Raw genomic sequence first — 24771 nt, 5'->3', positions numbered from 1 at the left:
TACGAGGAAAAAACCATGGATATCAGCTCAATAAATGATTGGTTGAATACCAGAACTGCAGCGCCCAGAACCTCTGAACAGGTTTCCGGTAGTGCCCGGGGTGATGAATCCACGAGGCGGGCCGAAGGTGTGGAGGATAAGGTGCAGCCGGTAGCCGTTGCGCAGTCTGGGGCGCGGGGGATTCGGGAAGCCGTGGAGAATATTCAGGAGTTCGTACAGTCGGTACGGCGCGATCTGAATTTCTCGCTTGATGACAGTTCCGGTAAGGTGATAGTCAAGGTCACGGATACTCACTCCGGTGACGTAATCCGGCAGATTCCTTCCGAGGAGGCATTGGAGTTGGCCGAGAGGCTATCCGAAGCGCGCAGTCTGCTGTTTACGGCGCAGGTGTAAGGATGATCAGAGAAAACGAACTCTGCAGGCAAAGCTACAAGGCTTTGCCTGCAGAGTTCGTTTTGCGTTTTGAAGGTCATCGGCACGTTTCTTGATGTATCTACCGTGATGGCTGGCGGATGTCGGTTTTCTGACGAGGTGGAAGATTATGGCGGGTATTACAGGTATAGGTTCGGGCATCGACATCGACTCGATCGTCCAGGCGACGATTGCGGCGGAGCGTGCTCCTAAAGATTCCCAGCTGAACCGAGTGGAAGCCAACGCGACCGCCAAGATTTCTGCTCTGGGTACCCTGCGCAGCGCGCTGAGCGAATTCCAGACGGCGCTGAAGGGGCTTAACGACATCAGTCTGTTCAACACGCGCACGGCCTCCTCGTCCGATAGTGCGCGGGTGACTGCTACCGCTGACAAGAACGCACTTGCCGGTAAGTACAGTATTGAAGTGTTGAGCCTGGCCACCTCCAGCAAGCTGACCTCGGGCGTAGTTGCGGGTGACTCTTCGGCTGTCTTCGAGACCGGAGGCACGCTGCGTATAGGGCTCGGTACTGAGGAGTTCAATCTGGAGATCGCCGACGGAGCTACCCTCAAGGATGTGCGCGATGCCATCAATGAGCGCCTCAAGGATGAGGGTATCAGCGCCAATATCATCAGCGATCCGGTTGCTGGTAGCTCGCGTTTGGTACTTTCTTCGAACAAGACCGGGGACGGCAACGATCTCAGTATTTCCGTCGAGGCGAACGACCCCGACAATCCCTCATCACTGGACGCTCTGGCTAGCGGTGCAAGCGTTGTCAGTGCCACCAATGCTCGCTTTAAAGTCGATGGTCTGGAGCTGGAAAGCGCTTCCAACCAGGTGAGCAAGGTAATTGAGGGCGTGACCTTCAACTTGCTGCAGGCTAATGGCTCAGATGAAAACAAGGTGATCAATCTGACCGTTGGTGACAATACCGCAGCGGTCAAGAGTAACCTGCAGAAATTCGTTGATGCCTACAACAAGCTGATTACCACTACGGATTCGTTGACCCGGGTGACCCAGGTGAGCGGCAGCACACCGTTGGTGGGAGGCCTGGTGGGGGACACCTCGGTGCGCAATCTGCTCAACGGTTTGCGCAAAGAACTGGGGGCGCCGGCTGCCAATACTGAGTCCGGGGACTTTCGGGTGCTGGCCGATCTTGGTATCACTACTGGCAAGGACGGCAAGCTGTCTATCAATAGTGCCAAGCTGGACAAGGCGCTTGCGGAGAACTATGACGGTGTTGGTCGTTTCCTGACGGGGACTGAAGGGTTGATGGGGCGGCTGAACAATAGTGTGAACAGCTATACCAAAACTGACGGTGTACTGGAACAGCGTGTCAAGGGCTACGAAAAAACCCGCGAAGACGTCAAGGAACAGCGTGCGGCGCTGGATCTGCGGGTGGAGAAAATGCAGGCTCGGTTGTACGCCCAATATAATGCGATGGACACTCTCATTGGCCAGTTGACCCGTACCAGCGACTGGATGAGCAGTGCCCTAGCCAATCTTCCGGGAGTTGTCAGGAAAGACAAATGAGCAGCCCCATTGATACCTACAGAAGTATCAATAGTAGCCAGGAAGTGTCACGGTATCGTGCCGTACAGATGCTGCTTGACGGTGCTCTGGAGCGGCTACGTCGGGCACGTCTGGCTCAGCTCAAGGGTGATAGTGAAGCCCGTGGCATGGCTGTGGGTAGCACCCTGAGTATTCTCGGCGTGTTGCAGGCCTGTCTGGATAAGGAGACTGGCGGGGAAATCGCCGAGAACCTTGAAGCTCTCTATGACTATATGACCCGCCGGCTTGCCGGGGTAGCTCTGGAGCAGGAAGTGCGCAGCCTGGATGAAGTCGAGATCTTGCTGGCACAGGTCAAGGACGCATGGGATGCCATCGCCTCGGAAGTCGAGGCTCATGATGAGGCTGGGCGATAAATCTGGGTGATTTTGCCTGCAATGGCTAAAGCTTATCTCGCGCTGGCCGATAACTTGGGTATCAGCCAGTCAACATAGCGAGATCGACCATGTATGCAGCGTCGGCCCTTAAGCAGTATCAGAGTGTCAATACCCAGGCACGTGTCGTCGATGCCAGTCCCCATCGCCTGATCCAGATGCTGATGGAAGGTGGTTTGACCCGTATCGCTCAGGCGCGTGGTGCCATGGAGCGCGGGCAGACGGCATTGAAAGGCGAACTGATCGGCAAGAGCATTGCGATCATTGCCGGGCTTCGTGATAGTCTGGATCACCAGCAGGGTGGTGAACTGGCGGGTAACCTCGATAGCCTGTACGGGTATATGATGGCGCGTCTGACCGAGGCGAACATCAGCAATGAACCGGCTGTGCTTGAGGAGGTTGCAGGTTTGCTGCGGGACATCAAGACCGGTTGGGATGGCATCGCCGATTGAGCCAATGGCACCGGAGGAGAAGAGAATGAGTTCATCTGTCCAGCGTTTGGAGGCGACCGGATCGGCTCTGCGTGATGCTCTGGTCAGGCAGGACTGGTCCGCCATCGGTGAGCTGGACTTGCAGTGCAGGCTGGCGGTGGAAGCGGCCATGGTCGACAGTCAGGATGAGGCTCAGCTGCGGAGCAGCATGGAGAACCTGCTGGCGCTGTATCGCGAGCTGGTCAGCGTCTGCCAGGCTGAGCAGCAACGTCTTGCCGGAGAGCTGATCCAGCTCAACCAGTCTCACCAGGGTGCTAAGGTTTATCAGCTTTTCGGCTGATTTTCTATGTTTTGCGGGGCCGGTAATCCGGGCCTCGCTACCCTCCCGCTTGACTTCCTTTCGTCCTTCATAGCTGTTCATCCGGTACTGCGGTTGGCTATCTGGGACTCTGATATATCTACTCGTACGTCATAAATTTGACAGCCTTGAGTTTTTTGACTTTACTAGTGGCCAATTGCCTGGCTATGTCCAGCGGCAGGCGCATCATCACTTTCATCTCCAGGGTCAGACAAGCACAACATGTGGCGTGAAACCAAAATCCTGCTGATCGACGACAATGCTGCGCGCCGTCACGAACTTGCGATCATTCTGAATTTTCTCGGCGAGGAATTCCTGAGCTGTACTAGCGAGAGCTGGCGTGAGGCGGTGAGCGCTCTGGAGTCGAGTCGGGAAGTGCTTTGTGTGTTGCTGGGAGAGGTTGAAAGTCGGGGCGGGGCACTCGAGTTGACCAAACAGGTCGCTGCCTGGGATGAGTTTCTTCCATTGCTGGCGCTGAGTGATTCGGCCAGTCATGAATGGCCAGAGGATCTACGCCGCCGTGTGCTGGCCACCCTGGAAGTTCCACTGAGCTACAACAAATTGCTGGATTCGTTGCACCGCGCCCAGGTGTATCGAGAGATGTACGATCAGGCCCGGGAGCGTGGTCGCCAGCGCGAGCCAAATCTGTTTCGCAGTCTGGTTGGTACCAGTCGGGCGATTCAGCAGGTCCGGCAAATGATGCAGCAGGTGGCTGACACAGAGGCAAACGTACTGATTCTTGGCGAATCCGGTACCGGCAAGGAGGTGGTAGCGCGAAACCTGCACTACCATTCCAAGCGGCGTCAGGCGCCCTTCGTGCCGGTCAACTGTGGCGCTATTCCGGCTGAGTTGCTGGAAAGCGAACTGTTTGGTCACGAAAAAGGAGCCTTTACCGGGGCTATCACCAGTCGTGCAGGGCGTTTCGAGCTGGCCAATGGCGGCACGTTGTTCCTTGACGAGATTGGCGATATGCCGCTGCCCATGCAGGTCAAGCTTTTGCGTGTATTGCAGGAGCGCACTTTTGAGCGGGTTGGCAGCAACAAAACGCAGACTGCCGATGTACGCATCATTGCGGCGACTCATAAGAATCTGGAAAAAATGATCGAGGAAGGTACCTTCCGCGAGGATCTGTACTACCGCCTCAATGTGTTCCCTATCGAAATGGCGCCGCTGCGTGAGCGCATTGAGGATATCCCTCTGTTGCTGAACGAGCTGATTTCCCGTATGGAGCACGAAAAGCGCGGCTCCATACGCTTCAATTCCGCAGCCATCATGTCGCTGTGTCGCCATGACTGGGCAGGCAACGTGCGAGAGCTGGCCAACCTGGTCGAGCGTATGGCGATCATGCACCCGTACGGCGTCATCGGAGTCGGCGAGTTGCCGAAGAAGTTCCGCCATGTGGATGACGAGGACGAACAATTGGCAGCCAGTCTGCGTGACGAGATGGAGGAACGGGCGGCGATCATGGCCGGCTTGCCTGGCGTCGATTCGCCGGCCATGCTGCCGCCGGAGGGGCTAGACTTGAAAGACTACCTCGGCAACCTGGAGCAGGGGCTGATTCAGCAGGCACTGGATGATGCCGGTGGCGTTGTGGCGCGAGCTGCCGAGCGCCTGCGTATCCGTCGTACGACTCTGGTGGAGAAGATGCGCAAGTACGGCATGGGACGTCGAGATGAGGACGGCCAGGCCATTGACTGAGTATTCCAGGTCGACAATGAAGCCGGAGCTTTGACGCGAGCTGCCGGCTTTATTTTTAAGTTGTTGATAATAAACGCCAAAAAAGTCGGCATGAGGATTGCTAAACCTCTCGTAACCGCCCGTATTCTGACGGTGTGTCATGCGAGAGGAACCGATGACAGTCAACCTTCGTCCATTCGAGCCCGTCGAGCCAGGCCAGCCTGCGTCCTTCGATTCTGCCAGCCGTGCCGGTATGGAACAGGCTCTCGCCCTGTTCAACCAGATGTCCAGCCAGTTGAGCGAGTCCTACAGTCTGCTGGAGGCGCGGGTCAATGAGCTGAAGGGCCAGTTGGCCCTGGTTAGTGCCCAGCGCATGCAGGAGTTGGCGGAGAAAGAACGTCTGGCCCATCGGCTGCAGAGCCTGCTGGATCTGTTGCCTGGCGGGGTCATCGTGATCGATGGGCAGGGCGTGGTGCGCGAAGCCAATCCTGTGGCCCGGGCTCTGCTTGGCCAGCCGCTGGTGGGTATGCTCTGGCGTCAGGTGATCGCCCGCTGCTTTGCACCTCGCAAGGACGATGGGCACGAGATTTCCCTGCATGACGGTCGTCGCCTGTCAATTGCCACGCGCTCGTTACATGGCGAGCCTGGACAATTGGTACTGCTCACGGATCTGACGGAAACCCGCCGCCTGCAAGACCAGTTGTCCCGTCATGAGCGTCTTTCCGCTCTCGGCCGTATGGTCGCCTCTCTGGCTCATCAGATCCGCACGCCGCTGTCGGCTGCCCTGCTATATGCCGGTCACCTCAGTGACCATGTGTTGCCTGTCGAGCAGCAGCAGCGTTTTGCCGGACGTCTGAAGGAACGGTTGCACGAGTTGGAGAACCAGGTGCGCGATATGCTGGTATTCGCACGCGGCGAGTTGCCCCTGTCGGATCGTCTGGCGCCGAGGCAATTGTTCGATGCTGTGCGAGCCGCTGCCGAGGCGCATCTGGGTGAGGTGAGGGTTCGTTGGCAGTGCGACGTACGCGAGGGTGAATTGCTATGCAATCGCGACACTCTGGTTGGCATCGTGCTTAACCTGATCGACAACGCGGTGCAAGCAGCTGGCCCTCGGTCACAGCTGAAGATCCACCTGTATCGTCGTGCCAACCAGTTGCGCCTGTGCGTCAGCGACAACGGTCCGGGCATGAGCCACGAGACTCTGGCGCGTTTGGGTGAACCCTTCTTTACCACCAAGACCACCGGAACCGGTCTGGGTCTGGCCGTCGTCAAGGCCGTGGCGCGCGCGCACCACGGTCAGCTGCTGCTGCGCTCCCGCGAGGGGCGTGGTACCTGTGCCATTGTCTCCCTGCCGCTGCTTGAAGCGGCTCCTTGCTCGACTCAGGAGTAACCATGGTTGCCAAAGTGCTGTTGGTTGAAGACGATCGCGCGCTGCGCGAAGCCCTGGCCGACACGTTGTGCCTCGGCGGGTATGACTACCGGGCTGTCGACTGTGCCGAAGCTGCGCTGGTTGCGCTGGACGAGGAGTCGTTCGGACTGGTAATCAGCGACGTCAACATGCCAGGTATGGACGGACATCAGTTGCTGGGGCTGATCCGCAATCGCTATCCGCAGCTGCCGGTTTTGCTGATGACGGCCTTTGCTGCAGTGGAGCGGGCGGTCGATGCCATTCGTCAGGGGGCGGCAGACTATCTGGTAAAACCCTTCGAGCCGCGCACGCTGCTGGAGCTTGTGGCTCGGCATGCTCTTGGTCGCCTGCCGGTGGCCGAGCAGGACGGGCCGGTGGCGGTTGAGCCTGCCAGTCGGCAGTTGCTGGAGCTGGCCGCACGCGTGGCGCAGAGCGACTCGACGGTAATGATCACTGGTGAGTCCGGTACCGGCAAGGAAGTGCTGGCGCGCTACATTCACCAGCAGTCGCCACGTGCCAGTGGGCCGTTTATCGCAATCAACTGTGCTGCAATTCCCGACAACATGCTTGAAGCCACGCTTTTTGGCCACGAGAAGGGGGCCTTCACCGGGGCTGTCAGCGCTCAGCCGGGCAAGTTTGAGCTGGCCGATGGCGGTACCATTTTGCTTGATGAGATTTCCGAAATGCCGCTGGGGCTGCAGGCCAAGCTGTTGCGTGTACTGCAGGAGCGAGAGGTGGAGCGAGTCGGCGCACGCAAGCCGACTCGTCTGGATATCCGAGTGCTGGCTACCAGTAACCGGGATCTGGCCAGTGAAGTGGCAGCTGGGCGTTTTCGCGAGGATCTCTACTATCGCTTGTCGGTCTTTCCTTTGGCCTGGCGACCACTGCGTGAACGTCCTGCCGATATTCTGCCGCTGGCCGAGCGTCTGCTGGCCAAGCATGCGAGAAAAATGAACCAGACGGCGGTGCGTCTGTCCGGAGAGGCCGCGCGTTGCCTGGTGCAGCACTCCTGGCCCGGCAATGTGAGGGAGCTGGACAATGCCATCCAGCGGGCGCTGATCCTGCAGCAAGGCGGGGTGATTGTGCCGCAGGATCTGTGTTTGCAGGTACAGGCCGGCTTGGCATTGGCGCCCGTCAGCGTTTCTGCGCAGCCGCCTGTGGAGCCAGCGGTGACTGTTGAGGCCGGCGCTCTGGGTGAGGATCTGCGCCGTCGCGAGTTCCAGATGATTATCGACACATTGCGTGCCGAGCGTGGTAGGCGCAAGGAAGCTGCCGAGCGTCTGGGTATCAGCCCGCGCACCCTGCGTTACAAGCTGGCGCAAATGCGCGATGCAGGCATGGATGTCGAGGCCTACCTCTACGCCAGCTGAACACTGAGCAATACATACCGGGCCGGAGTGCCCGGTTTTTTCTTCCTTCGCAGGCTGGCCAGCTCTGATCCGGTTTTGCTCGACCGAGACACATGGGCACAAGTCTGTCAGTCGATATAGCTGCTAATTAGCGTTCTGGCATTCTTGTTGCAGATATCCATGTACAAGGCCGCTTGTGTCAAAAAGCGGACGGTGGAGGAAGTCATGAGCCAGGGTGTCGAATTCAATCGCTTGATGTTGGAAATGCGTGCCATGCAGGCTGAGGCCATGGCGCGGCAAAAGCCTGTGGCAAGCGAGCCAGTGCAGGGTGTGCCGAGCTTCTCGGAAATGCTTGGGCAGGCGGTCAACAAGGTCAATGAAACCCAGCAAGCTTCCAACAAGCTGGCCGAGGCCTTCGAGATGGGCCAGAGTGGCGTCGACCTGACTGACGTGATGATCGCTTCGCAAAAGGCCAGCGTATCCTTCCAGGCGATGACCCAAGTGCGTAACAAGCTGGTTCAGGCCTACCAAGACATCATGCAGATGCCGGTCTGAGGGTTGATACATGTCTGAAGCCGCTGCAAATGTTCCTGTCAAGGCCGAGGCCGCTGAAGCTAAGAGCCCGCTGCTGCGCCTGAGCTTTCTGGAGAATCTGGCCGATATGTCGGTGTTGCGTCAGCTTGGCCTGCTGGTCGGGCTGGCGGCCAGCGTGGCCATCGGTTTTGCCGTAGTACTCTGGTCGCAGCAGCCGGATTACCGCCCGCTCTACGGCAGTCTCAACGGCATGGATGCAACTCAGGTGCTGGACACTCTGACTGCTGCCGGCATCGACTACACCCTTGAACCCAATTCTGGCGCTTTGTTGGTCAGGTCCGAGGATCTCGCGCGTGCGCGGCTGCGTCTGGCGGCGGCCGGCGTCGCACCGACCGATACCAGCGTGGGTTTCGAGATCCTGGATCGTGAGCAGGGACTGGGCACCAGCCAGTTTATGGAGGCGACCCGCTATCGTCGCGGTCTTGAAGGGGAGTTGGCCCGCACCATCTCCAGCCTGAACAACGTCAAGGCCGCACGTGTGCACCTGGCCGTGCCGAAGTCTTCAGTGTTTGTACGCGACGAACGCAAGCCCAGCGCCTCGGTACTGGTTGAGCTGTATCCGGGGCGGGCGCTGGAGCCAAGCCAGGTGATGGCGATTGTCAACCTGGTGGCTACCAGTGTGCCTGAGCTGGACAAGAACCAAGTCACCGTGGTCGACCAAAAGGGCAATCTACTCTCGGATCAGCAGGAGTTGTCTGAACTGACCATGGCCGGCAAGCAGTTCGACTACACCCGCCGGATGGAAAGCCTGTTCACCCAGCGCGTGCATAACATCCTGCAGCCGGTGCTTGGCGTCGGACGCTACAAGGCGGAAGTTTCGGCGGACGTCGATTTCAGCTCGGTCGAATCCACCTCCGAGATGTTCAACCCGGATCAGCCGGCACTGCGCAGCGAACAACAGGTCAACGAACAGCGTCAGAGCAGCCTGCCGCCACAGGGCGTGCCTGGCGCTCTTTCCAATCAGCCGCCGGGCCCGGCCAGCGCTCCGGAACAGACGGGGGGGGTGGCCGGTAGTGCTGGGCCGGTGGCGCCGGGGCAGCCGCTGGTGGACGCCAACGGCCAGCAGATCATGGATCCGGTGACAGGTCAGCCGATGCTGGCGCCGTATCCGGCCGACAAGCGCGAGCAGTCGACCCGCAACTTCGAGCTGGATCGTTCGATCAGTTACACCAAACAGCAGCAGGGGCGCTTGCGTCGTCTTTCCGTCGCCGTGGTGGTAGACGACCAGATCCGGGTGGATCCGGCCACCGGTGAGACCACCCGGATACCCTGGAGTGCTGACGACCTGGCCCGCTTTACCCGTCTGGTACAGGATTCGGTCGGTTTCGATGCCAGCCGGGGTGACAGTGTCAGTGTGATCAATAGCGCTTTCGCTGATGCACAGGATGAGGTGATTCCGAGTGAGCCGTTCTACACCGAACCATGGTTCTGGAACATCGTTAAGCAGGTGGTTGGTGTATTGATCATCGCCGTTCTGGCGCTGATCGTGCTGCGTCCGCTGCTGAACAATATTAGCGGCAGCAAGAGCCGTGAGCTGGAGGCAGCCGGTGAGGGCGAGCTGGGCGACATGGCCGGGCTTGATGGTGAGTTGGCCGAGGATCGCGTCAGTCTGGGCGGCCCGCAAAGTATCCTGCTGCCCAGTCCCAGCGAGGGTTATGATGCCCAACTGAATGCCATCAAGAGTTTGGTGGCTGAAGACCCGGGCCGGGTGGCCCAGGTGGTGAAAGAATGGATCAACGCCGATGAGTGACAATCGTACCGTCAGCAAGTTGAGCAAGGTTGACAAGGCAGCCATCTTGCTGCTGTCGCTGGGCGAGACCGACGCGGCGCAGGTGCTGCGTCACCTCGGGCCGAAGGAAGTGCAGCGGGTTGGCATGGCCATGGCCGCGATGCGCAATATTCACCGTGAACAGGTGGAGCAGGTGATGGCTGAGTTTGTCGAGATCGTCGGCGACCAGACCAGCCTTGGTGTCGGTGCCGATGGTTACATCCGCAAGATGCTCACCCAGGCCCTGGGTGAGGATAAGGCAGGCAACCTGATCGACCGGATCCTGCTGGGTGGCAGCACCAGTGGTCTGGACAGTCTCAAATGGATGGAGCCACGCGCGGTAGCCGACGTGATTCGTTACGAGCACCCGCAGATTCAGGCTATCGTGGTGGCCTACCTCGACCCGGATCAGGCCGGCGAGGTGCTTAGTCACTTCGATCATAAGGTGCGCCTGGACATTATCCTGCGCGTGTCATCGCTTAACACTGTGCAGCCCTCGGCGCTCAAGGAACTCAATCAGATCCTCGAGAAGCAGTTCTCCGGTAGCGCCAATACGTCACGTGCTGCCATGGGCGGGGTCAAGCGTGCAGCGGACATCATGAACTTCCTCGACAGCTCCATCGAAGGGCAACTGATGGATGCCATTCGCGAGATGGACGAGGATCTGTCGATGCAGATCGAGGATCTGATGTTCGTTTTCGACAACCTGGCCGATGTCGACGACCGTGGCATCCAGCTGTTGCTGCGCGAGGTCTCCTCTGAGGTATTGGTGCTGGCGCTGAAGGGGGCCGACGACGCGGTCAAGGAGAAGGTCTTCAAGAACATGTCCAAGCGTGCCGCCGAGCTGTTGCGCGACGATCTGGAGGCCAAGGGGCCGGTACGGGTCAGCGACGTGGAAACGGCGCAGAAGGAGATTCTCACCATTGCCCGTCGTATGGCGGAAGCTGGCGAGATAGTGCTCGGTGGCAAGGGTGGCGAGGAGATGGTCTAAGCCATGGCGGTGAACAAGGAATCGGAAAGCGAGCTGATCCGTGCCAGCGAGCTGGGTGTCTTCGACCGCTGGGCGTTGCCCAGCTTCGATGCCTCGGTGGAGGCCTCCGAAGAGCCTGAAGTGCTGGAGGAACCGCAGTCTGAACCGGTGGAGACCGAACCGGAGCTTCCCGTGCAGATTGAGGAGGTTCCGCCCGAACAGGTGCAGCCGCTGACTCTGGAGGAGCTTGAGGCCATCCGCCAGGACGCCTACAACGAAGGGTTTGCTGCTGGCGAGAAGGATGGGTTCCACTCCGGCCAGCTCAAGGCGCGGCAGGAGGCCGAAGCGCAGCTGGCGCTCAGACTAGGCAGCCTGGAGAAACTCATGAGCCAGCTGTTCGAGCCTATCGCAGAGCAGGATCAGCAGCTCGAAGTCGCTCTGGTACGGTTGGTCGGCCATATGGTGCGCGAGGTGGTTCAGCGCGAGCTGAGCATCGACTCCAGTCAGATCCGCCAGGTACTGCGCGAGGCGCTCAAGCTGTTGCCGATGGGGGCCAGTAATGTGCGTATCCAGGTCAATCCGCAGGATTTCGAAACCATTCGTGCGCTACGTGAGCGACACGAGGAAAGCTGGCGCATTCTCGAAGATGACAATCTGCTGCCGGGGGGCTGTCGTATCGAGACGGAGCACAGCCAGATCGATGCCAGCATCGAGACGCGCCTGTCACAGGCTCTCAAGCAGCTGTTCGAACAGCAGCGCGCACAGTTCTCGCAGTCGCCGGAGGCTGACATCCACCTGAGTCTGGATGACGACGATGCGTCTTGACCGCATCAGTTTTGCCCGTCGGTTGGATAGCTATATCGACGCCATCCGCCTGCCGGCTCAGTCCGTTGTCGAAGGCCGTCTGCTGCGCATGGTGGGGCTGACTCTGGAGGCTGAGGGGTTGCGTACCGCAGTTGGCAGCCGCTGCCTGGTGATCAACGATGACAGCTACCACCCGGTGCAGGTCGAAGCCGAGGTAATGGGCTTTTCCGGCAGCAAAATCTACCTGATGCCGGTCGGCAGTCTGGCCGGTATAGCCCCGGGGGCGCGTGTCGTGCCACTGGCGGAGACCGGGCGCCTACCGATGGGTATGAGCATGCTTGGCCGGGTGCTTGATGGCGCCGGTCGTGCGCTTGATGGCAAGGGCGGGATGAAGGCTGAGGATTGGGTGCCGATGGACGGCCCCACTATCAACCCGCTCAAGCGCGACCCGATCAGTCAGCCGCTGGATGTCGGCATCCGCTCAATCAACGGCCTGCTCACCGTCGGTCGTGGCCAGCGTCTGGGACTGTTCGCTGGTACCGGTGTCGGCAAGTCGGTGTTGCTGGGCATGATGACCCGCTTTACCGAGGCCGAGATTATCGTCGTTGGGCTGATTGGTGAGCGTGGTCGCGAGGTCAAGGAGTTCATTGACGAGATTCTCGGCGAGGAGGGCCTCAAACGCTCGGTGGTGGTGGCTTCGCCAGCTGACGATGCGCCGCTGATGCGTCTGCGTGCCGCCCAGTACTGCACGCGTATCGCCGAATATTTTCGCGACAAGGGCAAGAACGTCCTGCTGCTGATGGATTCTTTGACCCGTTATGCCCAGGCTCAGCGCGAAATTGCTCTGGCCATCGGCGAGCCGCCAGCAACCAAGGGCTACCCGCCGTCGGTGTTTGCCAAGCTGCCGAAGCTGGTAGAGCGTGCCGGCAACGGCGAGGCCGGTGGTGGTTCGATCACAGCCTTCTACACCGTGCTTTCCGAGGGTGACGACCAGCAGGATCCAATCGCCGACGCTGCGCGCGGCGTGCTCGACGGGCACTTTGTGCTGTCGCGCCGCTTGGCGGAGGAGGGCCATTACCCGGCCATCGACATCGAGGCCTCGATCAGCCGGGTCATGCCGCAGGTGGTCAGTCCCGAGCACCTCAGGCAGGCACAGCGCTTCAAGCAGCTGTGGTCGCGTTACCAGCAGAGCCGCGACCTGATCAGCGTCGGGGCTTACGTCGCCGGCGGCGATCCCGACACAGATCTGGCCATCGCCCGTCAGCCGGCCATGGCCCACTACCTGCGTCAGGGGCTCAGCGAGTGCGTGCCGATGACGCAGAGTCGGGATCAACTGATGGCGGTGCTGGAGTCGTGATGACAGCAGTGCCTGAACCAGGAGCCTAAGCATGAGCCTGAGCCGTGCCAAGCGCCTGCAGCCGGTCGTTGATATGGCGGAAAAGGCCGAGCGCGATGCTGCACGCCAGCTGGGTCACTGCCAGGGGGTGGTGAGCCAGGCTGAAGCCAAGCTCGGCGAGCTGGAACGTTACCGAGACGACTACCAGCAGCAGTGGATCAACCAGGGTAGTCAGGGCGTTTCCGGGCAGTGGCTGATAAATTACCAGCGTTTTCTGACACAGCTTGAGCTGGCTGTTGAGCAGCAGTGGCAGAGTATCCAGTGGCATAAGGCCAATCTGGAGAAGGCGCGTGCTGCCTGGCAGCAGCGTTATGCACGTCTGGAAGGCTTGCGCAAACTGGTACAACGCTACCTGAACGAGGCACGGTTGGCCGAGGACAAGCGCGAACAGAAGTTGCTCGATGAACTGGCGCAGCGTCTGGTGGAGCGTGACGACGGCTGAGCGTGATTGTGCATCGACGATGCACTGTCAGCAGTAAATCGGCATCTGAGTGGCCTTCGATTCGGCGTCGATCATGCTGCCCGTCAAAATGCATTGAGCGCAGGTCTGAAGCACATTCGCTTTTAGCGACATTCTAATGTCTGGCCGGATGAGCGCGGTATCAGCGTAGAGTTTTGCTGATTCGCTAAGGCATAATGCCGGCTGCTTTCACAGGCTGCGCTGGCAGCCGGAGGCGCTGTTTTTGGAGTTGCAGGCGTTGCTAGGCTCTATACGGAAAGTCATCGAGCACAGGCTCCTTTCGTACAAAGCCTGGTTCGTGACGAGCCCGGCAATCAGGGAGTGATCTGGTGTCTGACATCCATCTTGACGATGCTGTGCTGGCTGCTCTGCAGGAGGTTATGGAAGACGAGTATCCGGTTTTGCTCGATACCTTTGTAGCTGACTCTGAGGAACGCTTGCGACTATTGCGTCGCACCGCGATAGAGGGCGATAGCCGGGGGCTACGCCTGGCTGCCCACAGTTTTAAAGGCAGCTGCAGTAACATGGGCGCTCCTTTGCTGGCCGAGCTCTGTCGCCAGCTGGAGGATCTCGGACACCATGAGGCGCTAGAGCAGTTGCCGGATCTGATCGGCAAGATTGAGCGCGAATTCGCCATCGTACGCATTTTGCTTAAGTCTGAGCGCCAACGTTACCGTCACTAAAGCTCTCTGCCGAGTTGGCCCGTCCTTTGCTTTGGTGTTATCACGAATCAATAGACGGAGACTGTCCATGTCCGCGTTGCCCGAATTGCGCCTGCAGGCTCCGCCTGAGGCCAAGAGCAAGGTTCAGCCTTCTGCCAGGGCGCTGGAGCCCTCTCGGAACAAGGGTTCCAGCTTTTCCGAGGTCTATGAGCAGGAGCGCCAGGGCCGTTCTGTCGAACGCTCCGAGGGGGCGAAGCATAACGATGCCGCAACCGGGCGGCCGGCAGGGAAGGCCGCCGAGCCTGCCGCTGAGCAGTCGGATGTTGCCGATACCGGCAATGCTTTGCCGGACGCGGAAGATGCTCCGCAGGTTCTCGATCCACTGCTGGCGATGGCTTTGGCTGGGGAGCTGCAGAGTGAGATGCCCCCTGAGCCTGACGGCGGGAACCTGGGTGAGCAGCTGCAGCTGGATGCCGAGGCATCCTTAGATCCGAAGTCGCAGCTGGCAGACCAGGGGCGGCTATTGGCCACGCGTAGCGAGCGTACCGGGCGCGGAGACTTTGCCGCGGCGATGTCTGCCATGGCACTGGAGGATGGCGCTCAAGGCGAGGAGGCGCCTACCGAGCTGCATTTCGACAGTCCGTCAGAGGGGCTGGAGAGCCAGAAGGAGAGCGTCGAACCCAGCCGCGCAGATCCGCTTGCCGGACGTCTGAGTATTTTGGCCCAAGCTGTTGGCCAGCAGTCTGTGACGGCACAGCGTTTGCCGCTGGTACCGGGTCAGCCTCTGATTATGCAGCAGGCCGGCTGGAGTGAGGCGCTGGTTGAGCGGGTCATGTGGCTGTCCAGCCAGAACCTCCAGTCAGCCGAGATACAGCTCGATCCTGCCGAGCTGGGGCGACTGGAGGTACGAGTCAACCTGACCCAGGATCAGGCTCAGGTTTCCTTCGCCAGTGCCAACGCTGGTGTGCGAGAGGCGCTTGAGGGGCAGATGCACCGCCTGCGCGAGCTGTTCACCCAGCAGGGCATGAACCTGGCAGATGCCAATGTTTCGGATCATGCCCAGGGGCGTGAGGGGCAGGAAGCGCGCGAGGGGCGTGCGCGCGCTAGCTCGGCTGATGAGTCGTTGTTTGCCGATGAGCGCCTGAGCGAAGCTGCCGAGCGTATGGATACGCTGCGTGCAGGCAGGGGGCTGGTGGACTACTACGCTTGAGTTGGTGTTTTTACTCGCGGCGCCCGGGCAATTGCCTGGGCGCTGTCGTTTGACGTGACAGTTGCTACGTGGCGCTGTTAAATCCGCACCCCGGAGCCATTTCCAGAATATTGTGGCAGATGAACTGGTGCCAGCGGTCTCAGGAAATTAGACAAGTCAGTCAGGATGCTGGCATAACACTTGCTCCTAACCTCTTGAACCCGGAAAGAACTTTTATCGTGACGGATTATTGGCATGGCTAAGAATGGGGCTGCGGGCGGCGACGGCAGTGCGTCCGGCACAGGTAAACTCAAGCTCATTGTGTTGATCGTGGCGAGCCTGCTTCTGGCTGTCGGCCTTTCCGTTGGCGGAACCTGGTTCATCCTCAGCAAGGATCGTCAAAATGCCGAGAGTGTTCCGGAGCAGACCAGTGCGCTGCCGCCGGTGCGTCTGCCTGCGCTTTATCAGGACTTGCAACCGGCTTTTGTGGTGAATTTCAATTATGAGAACCGCACCCGCTATTTGCAGGTAAGCATGGCGCTGATGGGGCGTGACGCTGTTGGTATGGAGCGCCTCAAAACCCACATGCCGCTGCTGCGCAACCAACTTGTGATGTTGTTATCTGGCCAGGATTTCGCTGTTCTACGTACGCCTGAGGGCAAGGCGCAGCTGTTGCAGCAGGCATTGGCCAAGGTGCAGGAACTGGCTCAAAAAGAAACCGGCAGCCCTGTAGTCGAACAGGTGCTGTTCACCAATTTCGTATTGCAGTAGCCCGGAGCCGATTATGGCCGTACAAGACCTGCTATCCCAGGACGAAATCGATGCCTTGCTACATGGTGTCGACGATGGGCTGGTAGAGACGGAGGATGCCGCAGAGCCCGGCAGTGTCCGTCAGTATGACCTGACCAGCCAGGATCGCATCGTCCGCGGACGCATGCCAACGCTGGAAATGATCAACGAGCGTTTCGCCCGCTATACCCGTATCAGCATGTTCAATCTGCTGCGCCGCTCGGCCGATGTCGCCGTCGGTGGTGTGCAGGTGATGAAGTTTGGCGAGTACGTCCACTCGCTCTACGTGCCCACCAGTCTCAATCTGGTCAAGATGAAGCCGTTGCGCGGCACCGGCCTTTTTATTCTCGACTCCCGGCTGGTGTTCAAGCTGGTGGACAATTTCTTTGGCGGTGACGGACGCCACGCCAAGATCGAGGGGCGTGAGTTCACTCCTACCGAGCTGCGCGTGGTGCGCATGGTGCTCGACCAGGCTTTCGTTGACCTGCGTGAGGCCTGGCATGCGGTGATGGACATCAACTTCGAGTACGTCAACTCCGAAGTTAACCCGGCGCTGGCCAACATCGTCAGCCCCAGTGAAGTGGTGGTGGTATCTACTTTCCACATCGAGCTGGACGGTGGTGGTGGTGACCTGCACATCACCATGCCCTACTCGATGATCGAGCCGATCCGCGAGATGCTTGATGCCGGTTTCCAGTCCGATGTCGATGATCAGGATGAGCGATGGAGTCGGGCATTGCGCGACGACATTCTCGATGTCAGCGTGCCGCTGGCCGCCACTGTAGCGCGCCGTCAACTGAAGCTGCGCGACATCCTGCACATGCAGCCGGGCGACGTGATTCCGGTGGAGCTGCCGGAATTCATGGTGATGCGCGCCAATGGCGTGCCGACCTTTAAGGTCAAGCTGGGGGCGCACAAGGGCAATCTGGCGCTGCAGGTACTTGAACCGGTCGAGAGGCAGCGCTGAGGCGCTGCCCGACCATCTGAGCTACGCGAGGAATTACGATGGCAGACGAAAACACTTCTCCCGAGGAGCAGGCGCTGGCCGACGAATGGGCTGCAGCTTTGGCCGAGGCCGGTGACACCAGCCAGGACGATATCGATGCCATGCTGGCCGGGCAGGGCGAGGCTGCATCCGCGCGGTCGGCGCCGCCACGCGTGCAGATGGAGGATTTCACCGCAGTAGCACCTGCACCCAGCCATCCGGTCGGCATGGAAGGGCCGAATCTGGATGTGATCCTCGATATCCCGGTGTCCATTTCTATGGAGGTGGGCAACACCGATATCACCATCCGTAATCTGCTGCAGCTCAATCAGGGCTCGGTGATTGAGCTTGACCGCCTGGCCGGGGAGCCGCTCGATGTGCTGGTCAACGGTACCCTGATCGCCCATGGCGAGGTGGTGGTGGTCAACGAGAAGTTTGGCATCCGCCTGACCGACGTGATCAGTCCCAGTGAACGCATCAAGAAGCTGCGCTGATCATGAGGCGCCTTCTTCCGTGGCTGCTGGTACTACCGGCTTTGGTTCAGGCGGCCGAGCCGGGTGGCAAGGTAACGCCGATGGCCGGCAGTGATGCGGCCGGCCAGCTTGGCCAGCTGCTGCTGGGCCTGCTGCTGGTGGTAGGGCTGATCTTCCTGCTGGCCTGGCTTCTGCGTCGGGTGCAGGGACTTACCCCGCGCAGCGGCCAGGTGATTCGTTTGCTGGCGACGCAAATGCTCGGCCCGCGTGATCGTCTGGTGCTGGTGCAGGTGGGGAGTGAGCAGATCCTGCTGGGTGTTTCAGCAGGGCGCATCACGCCTCTGCATGTTCTCAAGGAGCCGGTACATTTGGCTGATACCGAGCCGGCCACGCCGGAGTTCGCCCAGCGCCTGATGGAGCTGCTGGGCAAGGATCAGAAGGACAAATCCTGATGCTGCGCTTGCTCTTGGTGCTGTTGCTGGGGCTGGTCTCGCCGCTGACTTTTGCCGACATCCCGCAGGCTGGCAGCGCGCTGATCCAGCCGGGCAGCAGTCCTCTGTCGATTCCGGCCATTACCCTGTCCACCGACGAGCAGGGCCAGCAGGAATATTCGGTCAGTCTGCAGATTCTGCTGATCATGACGGCGCTGAGTTTCATCCCAGCGTTCGTCATGCTGATGACCAGCTTTACCCGCATCATCATTGTATTCTCTATCCTGCGTCAGGCGTTGGGTCTGCAGCAGACACCGTCGAACCAGATTCTGGTTGGCCTGGCGCTGTTCCTGACACTGTTCATCATGGCTCCGGTGTTCGACCGCATCAACACCGATGCCCTGCAGCCCTATCTCAATGAGGAAATCGCAGCACAGGAGGCGCTGAGCCGGGCCGAAGTGCCGATCCGCAACTTCATGCTGGCGCAGACTCGCGAGAGCGACCTTGAGCTATTCGTGCGACTGTCCAAGCGTACGGATCTGGCTAGCGTTGAGGATGTGCCGCTGAGTATTCTGGTGCCTGCCTTCGTCACTTCCGAGCTGAAGACCGCATTTCAGATCGGCTTCATGATCTTCATTCCGTTCTTGATCATCGACATGGTGGTGGCCAGTATCCTCATGGCGATGGGCATGATGATGCTCTCGCCGCTGATCATTTCCCTGCCGTTCAAGATCATGCTCTTCGTGCTGGTTGACGGCTGGGCGCTGATCATGGGCACTCTGGCCGCCAGTTTCGGCACCCTGTAGCGAGGTTTACCAATGACCCCTGAGATCGCGGTTGACCTGCTTCGCGAAGCGCTCTGGCTGATCGTGATGATCGTCGGTCTGGCGGTGGTGCCAAGCCTGGTGGTGGGCCTGCTGGTGGCTATGTTTCAGGCCGCCACTCAGATCAACGAGCAGACCCTGAGCTTTCTGCCGCGCCTGATGGTGATGTTGCTGACGTTGATCTGGTCTGGCCCATGGCTGGTTAGCCAGCTTATGGCCTACACCCAGACGCTGGTTCAGAACATCCCTTACCTGATCGGTTGAGGCCGGCCTGGTCATGCTGGAGCTGAGCAATGAGCAGATTGGCGGTTGGGTCGGTCAGTTCCTGCTGCCGCTGTTTCGCATTGCGGCGACACTGATGGTGATGCCGATCATCGGTACTCAACTGGTGCCGACCCGCGTACGTCTGTATTTGGCACTGGCCATCAGTGTGGTGCTGGTGCCGACTCTGCCGCCGATGCCGCCGGTCGACGCCCTGAGCCTGCGCAGCCTGCTGCTGATCGCCGAGCAGGTGTTGATTGGCGTCATGTTCGGCTTCATCCTCCAGCTGTTCTTCCACCTGTTTACCGTCGCCGGGCAGATTATCGCCATGCAGATGGGCCTGGGTTTCGCCTCCATGGTGGATCCGTCAAACGGTGTGTCTGTGCCGGTACTCGGCCAGTTCATGCTGATCCTGGTGACTTTGCTGTTTCTCGCCATCAACGGTCACCTGATGGTATTGGAGATTCTCGCCGAAAGCTTCGTTACCCTGCCGCCAGGCCAGGGGTTGATGCTTACTCACTACTGGGACATGGCCGGTAAGCTGGGCTGGGTGATTGGTGCCGGGCTGCTGCTGACCCTGCCGATGGTCACGGCGCTTTTGGTCATCAACCTGGCTTTTGGCGTAATGACTCGTGCTGCGCCGCAGCTCAATATCTTCAGCATTGGCTTTCCCATGACTCTGGTGCTTGGCCTGGTGATCTTCTGGGTGGGCCTCTACGACTTCGGCAGTTTGTTCCAGGGGCTGGCCAGCGAAGCCCTGCAGCAGTTGGGCGATTTCGCCCGCACGAGGTAGCCATGGCCGAGACCGAAAGCGGTGCCGAAAAGAGCGAGGAACCTACTGGCAAGCGGCTTGAGGAGTCGCGCAGGAAAGGTCAGATCGCTCGCTCCAAGGAGCTTAATACCCTGGCGGTGACCCTTATCGGCACTGTCGCGCTGATGGTGCTTGGGGCGCAGATAGGCAACGCCTTGCTAGATCTGATGCGCGGTAACTTCAGTTTGCCGCGAGAGGTGCTGATGAGTGAGGCCAGTATGGCACTGCACCTGTTTGCCTCGGGCAAGCATGTGCTGATGGCCATGCAGCCGTTTTTTATCGCGCTGCTGATTGCTTCGGTGGTAGGCCCCATCGTCATTGGCGGCTGGCTGTTCTCGCTTGAGGCGCTACAGCCCAAGGGTAGTCGGATGAATCCGCTTGCCGGGCTCAAGCGCATGTTCTCTGTTCAGGCGCTGGTGGAACTGCTCAAGGCTCTGGCCAAGTTTCTGGTGATTCTGGCCGTGGCCCTGTTGGTGCTGTCCATGGATCAGGACGATCTGCTGGCCATTGCCAACGAGCCGCTTGAGTCAGCCATTATGCATAGCCTGCAGGTGGTCGGCTGGAGCGCACTTTGGCTTTCCTGCGGCTTGATCCTGATCGCGGCGGTGGATGTACCGTTCCAGCTTTGGAGTCACAAGAACAAGCTGAAGATGACCAAGCAGGAGGTGCGCGACGAGCACAAGGACGCTGAAGGAAAGCCGGAGGTCAAGGGACGCATTCGCCAGATGCAGCGCGAAATTGCCGAACGACGCATGATGCAGGCAGTACCCCAGGCCGACGTGGTCATTACCAACCCGACCCATTTCGCGGTGGCACTTAAATACGACCCGGACAAGGGCGGTGCGCCGGTGCTGCTGGCCAAGGGTGGCGACTTCCTGGCGCTGAAAATTCGCGAAATTGCCCAGGAACACCAGGTGATGGTGCTGGAGTCGCCGGCACTGGCCCGTGCAGTGTTCTATTCCACCGAGCTCGATCAGGAGATTCCGGCCGGTCTGTACCTGGCCGTGGCGCAGGTGCTGGCTTACGTCTATCAGGTGCGACAGTACCGCGCCGGTAAGGGCAAGCGCCCGGGGCCGCTGCCCGATCTGCCCATTCCCCCGGATCTGCGGCGCGACTGAGAAACGGCGGCTCCTGGCGTCGCGAAAGGCTTTCTTGCGGCGTGAATCTGGCTACTGTGTCGTTGTGGAACACTTCTTGCCATATCCATTCTGAAACGCATCTTTGCGTCAAAAGATTGAACTGTCTGGGGTGGGCAAGTGGCATTCAACATCAATCGCTCGCAAATCATCGGGGACGTAAGGGGCAATCTGACGGGTCTGCGTCAGGGCAGCCTGGGCATCCCGCTGCTGCTGCTGGCGCTGCTGGGCATGGTCACGCTGCCAATCCCGCCGCTGCTGCTCGACACCCTGTTCACGTTCAACATCGCCTTGTCCATCGTCGTGCTGCTGGTCGCCGTCTACGCGCTACGCCCGCTGGACTTCGCCGTATTCCCCACCATCCTGCTGGTGGCCACCCTGTTGCGCCTGGCGCTCAACGTCGCCTCAACTCGCGTCGTGCTGCTGCACGGCCAGGAAGGCCCGCACGCCGCGGGCAAGGTGATCCAGGCCTTCGGTGAGGTGGTGATCGGCGGTAACTACGTGGTCGGTGTGGTGGTCTTCGCCATCCTGGTTATCATCAACTTCGTGGTCGTCACCAAGGGTGCCGGACGGATTTCCGAAGTCAGCGCGCGCTTCACCCTTGACGCCATGCCTGGTAAGCAGATGGCTATCGATGCAGACCTTAACGCCGGCCTGATTGATCAGGACGAGGCTCGCAAGCGCCGTTCTGAAGTGGCTCAGGAGGCCGACTTCTACGGTTCCATGGATGGTGCCAGCAAGTTTGTTCGCGGCGACGCCATCGCCGGTCTGCTGATCATGTTCGTCACCCTGATCGGTGGCATGGCCATCGGCATGCTTCAGCATGGGCTGGGTTTTTCCGACGCCAGTCAGATCTACGCCCTGCTGGTGATTGGCGACGGTCTGGTGGCGCAGATTCCTTCTCTGTTGCTGTCCACCGCGGCGGCAATCATGGTGACCCGGGTATCCAATTCCGAGGATATGGGCCAGCAGGTCAATCGGCAGATGTTCGCGTCGCCGCGCGCACTGGCCGTGGCCTCGATCATTCTGATTACCATGGGGCTGGTGCCCGGCATGCCGCACGTTTCCTTTATCGGCTTGGGTTTGGTGGCGGCCGGTGGTGCTTACTGGATCGCTGACAAGAAGCGTCGTGCCGAGGAGCAGGAGCGGCAGGAGGTACAGCGCCAGCAGGAGCTGCTGCCGGCTCAGAAGGCGCAGGAGGTCAAGGAGCTGGGTTGGGACGATGTGACGCCGGTGGATATGGTCGGCCTTGAAGTGGGTTACCGCCTGATCCCCTTGGTTGACCGCAATCAGGGCGGACAGTTGTTGGCGCGGATCAAGGGCGTACGCAAGAAGCTGTCGCAGGAAATGGGCTTTCTGATGCCCTCAGTACATATTCGCGACAACCTTGATCTGGCGCCCAATGCCTATCGCCTGACTCTGATGGGGGTGTGCGTGGCTGAGGCCGAGGTTTATCCGGATCGGGAATTGGCCATCAATCCGGGACAGGTATTTGGCACGCTCAATGGTATTTCCGCCAAGGATCCGGCATTCGGTCTGGAGGCCATTTGGATCGATCCGGGTCAGCGTGATCAAGCCCAATCGCTTGGTTATACCGTGGTAGACGCCAGTACCGTGGTCGCCACCCACCTCAATCAGGTGTTGCACAAGCACACTCATGAACTGCTGGGCCACGAGGAAGTGCAGCAACTGATGCAACTGCTGGCCAAAAGCTCGCCCAAGCTGGCCGAGGAGTTGGTGCCGGGACTGGTGTCGCTGTCGACTCTGCTCAAGGTGCTGCAGGCGCTGCTTGCCGAGCAGGTGCCGGTGCGCGACATCCGCACCATTGCCGAAGCGATCGCCAGCGTGGTGCCGAAGAGTCAAGATCCCGCCGCGATGGTCGCTGCAGTTCGCGTGGCACTGGCCCGTGCAATCGTCCAAGGCATTGTGGGACTAGAGCCGGAGCTGCCTGTGATTACCTTGGAGCCAAGGTTGGAACAGATATTGCTAAATAGCCTGCAGAAGGCCGGTCAGGGCAGTGAGGAGGGCATCCTCCTTGAGCCAGGGATGGCCGAGAAGCTGCAGCGTTCCCTAGTGGAAGCGGCGCAGCGCCAGGAAATGCTCGGCAAGCCGGTGATCCTGCTGGTGGCCGGTCCGATCCGGGCGATGTTGTCGCGCTTTGCGCGGCTCTCGGTGCCTAGCATTCATGTGCTGGCCTACCAGGAAATTCCGGATAACAAGCAGGTCACCATAGTCGCTACCGTGGGCCAGAACTGAGGTAAAGGGTCATGCAGGTCAAACGCTTCTTCGCCGCCGATATGCGAACTGCCATGAAACTGGTGCGTGACGAGCTGGGTGCTGATGCCGCGATCATCGGCAACCGTCGTGTGGCCGGTGGAGTGGAGTTGACTGCAGCGCTGGATTATCAGGTGGCGCCTGCTCCGGTGCGTCCCAATCCGGCTCTGGAGGCCGAACTGCGCAAGACCCAGGCGCGTATTGCTGGAGCGCAGGCAGAGCTGGCCCTGCGTGCCGAGCAGAGTGCGCTCAAGGACCGCCAGTTGTTCGCCAACGAATCCCTACTGGCCCCGGAGTTGCCGGTAACGCCGGTTCGGGCACAGCGTCCCGCCGAGCCGACTCCACAGCCGGCGGCGCCTTCGGTTGATCCAGCGGCACTGGAGGCCATGCGTTTTGAACTCAATGGCCTTCGGGAGCTGATCGAGGTACAGCTGGGCTCTATTGCCTGGGGACAGCTGCAGAGCCATCGTCCGCAACAGGCCAGTCTGTGGCGCCGTCTGCAGCGCATGGGGTTTTCAGCCGAGCTGTCGCAACATCTGCTGAATCAGGTGGGCGGCGTGGCCGAGCCGCGGCAGGCCTGGCGTTTGCTGCTGGCGCATTTGGCCCATGCAATCAGGACGCCTAAGGTTGAACCGCTGGAAGAGGGCGGAGTGATTGCTCTGGTAGGGCCGGCCGGTATGGGCAAGACCACCACCCTGGCAAAGCTGGCGGCTCGCTATGTCCTTAAGTACGGCTCACAGCAGGTGGCTCTGGTCAGCATGGATAGCTACCGTATTGGTGCCCAGGAGCAGCTCAAGACCCTGGGGCGCATTCTTGGCGTACCGGTGGTCCAGATGGATCCCGGTCAGTCACTGTTACAGGTGCTGGCTCCGCTGGCGAAAAAGCGTTTGGTACTGATCGATACCGCCGGTCTGCCGAGCAGTGATCCGGCTCTGCGCCTGCAGTTGGAAAGTCTGGCATCGGCGCGCATCAAGGCGAAGAATTATCTGGTGCTGGCAGCAACCAGCCAGACTCAGGTGCTCAAGGCCGCGTACCATAGCTATAAGCGCTGTGGTCTGGCAGGTTGCATACTGACCAAGCTGGACGAAGCAGTGAGTCTGGGTGAAGTTTTGGGTCTGGCTATAGGCCAGCATCTGCCGGTAGCCTATGTCACGGATGGGCCGCGTATTCCGGATGATCTGCAGGTGCCCCGCAGTCATCAGCTGGTCAGCCGTGCCGTGGGATTGCAGGCTGCCGAGGAGCCGAGCGAGGAGACCATGGCGCAACTGTTTGCCGGGCTCTATCAGAAGCCGGCACGAGCCGGCTAAAAGGCTACTGCTGAAAAATCTCCTGCGGACAAGGCGGGTGAGAACGGCCAGATGGCCAAGGC

At 59.9% G+C, this 24771-nt stretch carries 26 protein-coding genes; all 26 read left to right on the top strand.

The window, feature by feature from the left end; translation table 11 throughout:
* Window positions 1-15 precede the first annotated feature (15 nt).
* The 26 genes from NCCP436_RS08080 (at window position 16) to flhF (ending at window position 24709) form a co-directional block, all read left to right on the top strand.
* Window positions 16-393 carry a flagellar protein FlaG gene (locus NCCP436_RS08080; protein ID WP_220803473.1) on the top strand — a complete coding sequence of 126 codons (378 nt, stop codon included), beginning with the start codon at window positions 16-18 and terminating at the stop codon, window positions 391-393.
* 148 nt (window positions 394-541) lie between these two features.
* Complete coding sequence (gene fliD, locus NCCP436_RS08075; RefSeq protein ID WP_220803472.1) at window positions 542-1942, top strand: flagellar filament capping protein FliD; 1401 nt, start codon at window positions 542-544, stop codon at window positions 1940-1942.
* A complete protein-coding gene (fliS, locus tag NCCP436_RS08070; RefSeq protein WP_220803471.1) occupies window positions 1939-2334 on the top strand; it encodes a flagellar export chaperone FliS in 396 nt (131 codons plus the stop codon). The genes fliD and fliS (NCCP436_RS08070) overlap by 4 nt, the downstream gene beginning before the upstream one ends.
* Before the next feature lie 89 nt (window positions 2335-2423).
* Window positions 2424-2804: a flagellar export chaperone FliS gene (gene fliS, locus NCCP436_RS08065; protein WP_220803470.1), complete on the top strand. Its 381-nt coding sequence runs from the start codon at window positions 2424-2426 to the stop codon at window positions 2802-2804.
* A gap of 25 nt (window positions 2805-2829) precedes the next feature.
* The gene (locus NCCP436_RS08060; protein WP_220803469.1) at window positions 2830-3123 is read left to right on the top strand and encodes a flagellar protein FliT; all 294 of its coding nucleotides are present in this window, start codon (window positions 2830-2832) and stop codon (window positions 3121-3123) included.
* A 240-nt stretch (window positions 3124-3363) separates the two neighbouring features.
* The gene (locus NCCP436_RS08055; RefSeq protein WP_220803468.1) at window positions 3364-4839 is read left to right on the top strand and encodes a sigma-54 dependent transcriptional regulator; all 1476 of its coding nucleotides are present in this window, start codon (window positions 3364-3366) and stop codon (window positions 4837-4839) included.
* Window positions 4840-4993: 154 nt separating this feature from the next.
* Window positions 4994-6208 carry a PAS domain-containing sensor histidine kinase gene (locus NCCP436_RS08050; protein WP_220803467.1) on the top strand — a complete coding sequence of 405 codons (1215 nt, stop codon included), beginning with the start codon at window positions 4994-4996 and terminating at the stop codon, window positions 6206-6208.
* A gap of 2 nt (window positions 6209-6210) precedes the next feature.
* Window positions 6211-7596 carry a sigma-54-dependent response regulator transcription factor FleR gene (fleR, locus tag NCCP436_RS08045; protein WP_220803466.1) on the top strand — a complete coding sequence of 462 codons (1386 nt, stop codon included), beginning with the start codon at window positions 6211-6213 and terminating at the stop codon, window positions 7594-7596.
* Between the two features lie 204 nt (window positions 7597-7800).
* Window positions 7801-8130 carry a flagellar hook-basal body complex protein FliE gene (gene fliE, locus NCCP436_RS08040; RefSeq protein WP_220803465.1) on the top strand — a complete coding sequence of 110 codons (330 nt, stop codon included), beginning with the start codon at window positions 7801-7803 and terminating at the stop codon, window positions 8128-8130.
* A 10-nt stretch (window positions 8131-8140) separates the two neighbouring features.
* Window positions 8141-9919 (top strand): flagellar basal-body MS-ring/collar protein FliF, encoded by a 1779-nt coding sequence (gene fliF, locus NCCP436_RS08035; protein ID WP_220803464.1) that lies wholly within the window; start codon window positions 8141-8143, stop codon window positions 9917-9919.
* Window positions 9912-10928 (top strand): flagellar motor switch protein FliG, encoded by a 1017-nt coding sequence (gene fliG, locus NCCP436_RS08030; RefSeq protein ID WP_220803463.1) that lies wholly within the window; start codon window positions 9912-9914, stop codon window positions 10926-10928. Before fliF ends, fliG begins: the two co-directional genes overlap by 8 nt.
* Before the next feature lie 3 nt (window positions 10929-10931).
* Window positions 10932-11732, top strand: coding sequence for a flagellar assembly protein FliH (fliH, locus tag NCCP436_RS08025; protein ID WP_220803462.1), 801 nt, complete (start codon window positions 10932-10934; stop codon window positions 11730-11732).
* Entirely contained in the window at window positions 11722-13068 is a 1347-nt protein-coding gene (gene fliI / locus NCCP436_RS08020) for a flagellar protein export ATPase FliI (RefSeq protein WP_220803461.1), read from the top strand. The genes fliH and fliI overlap by 11 nt, the downstream gene beginning before the upstream one ends.
* Window positions 13069-13099: 31 nt before the next feature.
* A complete protein-coding gene (fliJ, locus tag NCCP436_RS08015) occupies window positions 13100-13549 on the top strand; it encodes a flagellar export protein FliJ (protein ID WP_220803460.1) in 450 nt (149 codons plus the stop codon).
* A gap of 347 nt (window positions 13550-13896) precedes the next feature.
* Window positions 13897-14250 (top strand): Hpt domain-containing protein, encoded by a 354-nt coding sequence (locus NCCP436_RS08010; RefSeq protein WP_220803459.1) that lies wholly within the window; start codon window positions 13897-13899, stop codon window positions 14248-14250.
* Window positions 14251-14317: 67 nt separating this feature from the next.
* Window positions 14318-15439, top strand: coding sequence for a flagellar hook-length control protein FliK (locus tag NCCP436_RS08005; RefSeq protein ID WP_220803458.1), 1122 nt, complete (start codon window positions 14318-14320; stop codon window positions 15437-15439).
* A gap of 234 nt (window positions 15440-15673) precedes the next feature.
* Complete coding sequence (locus NCCP436_RS08000; RefSeq protein WP_220803457.1) at window positions 15674-16189, top strand: flagellar basal body-associated FliL family protein; 516 nt, start codon at window positions 15674-15676, stop codon at window positions 16187-16189.
* Window positions 16190-16202: 13 nt separating this feature from the next.
* Window positions 16203-17174 (top strand): flagellar motor switch protein FliM, encoded by a 972-nt coding sequence (fliM, locus tag NCCP436_RS07995; RefSeq protein ID WP_220803456.1) that lies wholly within the window; start codon window positions 16203-16205, stop codon window positions 17172-17174.
* 38 nt (window positions 17175-17212) lie between these two features.
* Entirely contained in the window at window positions 17213-17686 is a 474-nt protein-coding gene (gene fliN / locus NCCP436_RS07990) for a flagellar motor switch protein FliN (protein WP_220803455.1), read from the top strand.
* Between the two features lie 2 nt (window positions 17687-17688).
* A complete protein-coding gene (gene fliO / locus NCCP436_RS07985; protein ID WP_220803454.1) occupies window positions 17689-18117 on the top strand; it encodes a flagellar biosynthetic protein FliO in 429 nt (142 codons plus the stop codon).
* Window positions 18117-18902 carry a flagellar type III secretion system pore protein FliP gene (gene fliP, locus NCCP436_RS07980; RefSeq protein WP_220803453.1) on the top strand — a complete coding sequence of 262 codons (786 nt, stop codon included), beginning with the start codon at window positions 18117-18119 and terminating at the stop codon, window positions 18900-18902. The genes fliO and fliP overlap by 1 nt, the downstream gene beginning before the upstream one ends.
* 12 nt (window positions 18903-18914) lie before the next feature.
* Entirely contained in the window at window positions 18915-19184 is a 270-nt protein-coding gene (gene fliQ / locus NCCP436_RS07975; RefSeq protein ID WP_220803452.1) for a flagellar biosynthesis protein FliQ, read from the top strand.
* Between the two features lie 13 nt (window positions 19185-19197).
* Window positions 19198-19974: a flagellar biosynthetic protein FliR gene (fliR, locus tag NCCP436_RS07970; protein WP_220803451.1), complete on the top strand. Its 777-nt coding sequence runs from the start codon at window positions 19198-19200 to the stop codon at window positions 19972-19974.
* A 2-nt stretch (window positions 19975-19976) separates the two neighbouring features.
* Window positions 19977-21110 carry a flagellar biosynthesis protein FlhB gene (gene flhB, locus NCCP436_RS07965; RefSeq protein ID WP_220803450.1) on the top strand — a complete coding sequence of 378 codons (1134 nt, stop codon included), beginning with the start codon at window positions 19977-19979 and terminating at the stop codon, window positions 21108-21110.
* Window positions 21111-21260: 150 nt separating this feature from the next.
* Window positions 21261-23384 (top strand): flagellar biosynthesis protein FlhA, encoded by a 2124-nt coding sequence (flhA, locus tag NCCP436_RS07960; RefSeq protein WP_220803509.1) that lies wholly within the window; start codon window positions 21261-21263, stop codon window positions 23382-23384.
* 11 nt (window positions 23385-23395) lie between these two features.
* On the top strand, window positions 23396-24709 hold the full coding sequence (gene flhF / locus NCCP436_RS07955) for a flagellar biosynthesis protein FlhF (RefSeq protein ID WP_220803449.1): 1314 nt from the start codon (window positions 23396-23398) through the stop codon (window positions 24707-24709).
* Window positions 24710-24771: the final 62 nt, after the last annotated feature.

It is taken from the genome of Pseudomonas sp. NCCP-436, assembly GCF_019656335.1.
Classification (GTDB): Bacteria; Pseudomonadota; Gammaproteobacteria; order Pseudomonadales; family Pseudomonadaceae; genus Aquipseudomonas.
This window is presented reverse-complemented; position numbering and strand designations above follow the sequence as displayed.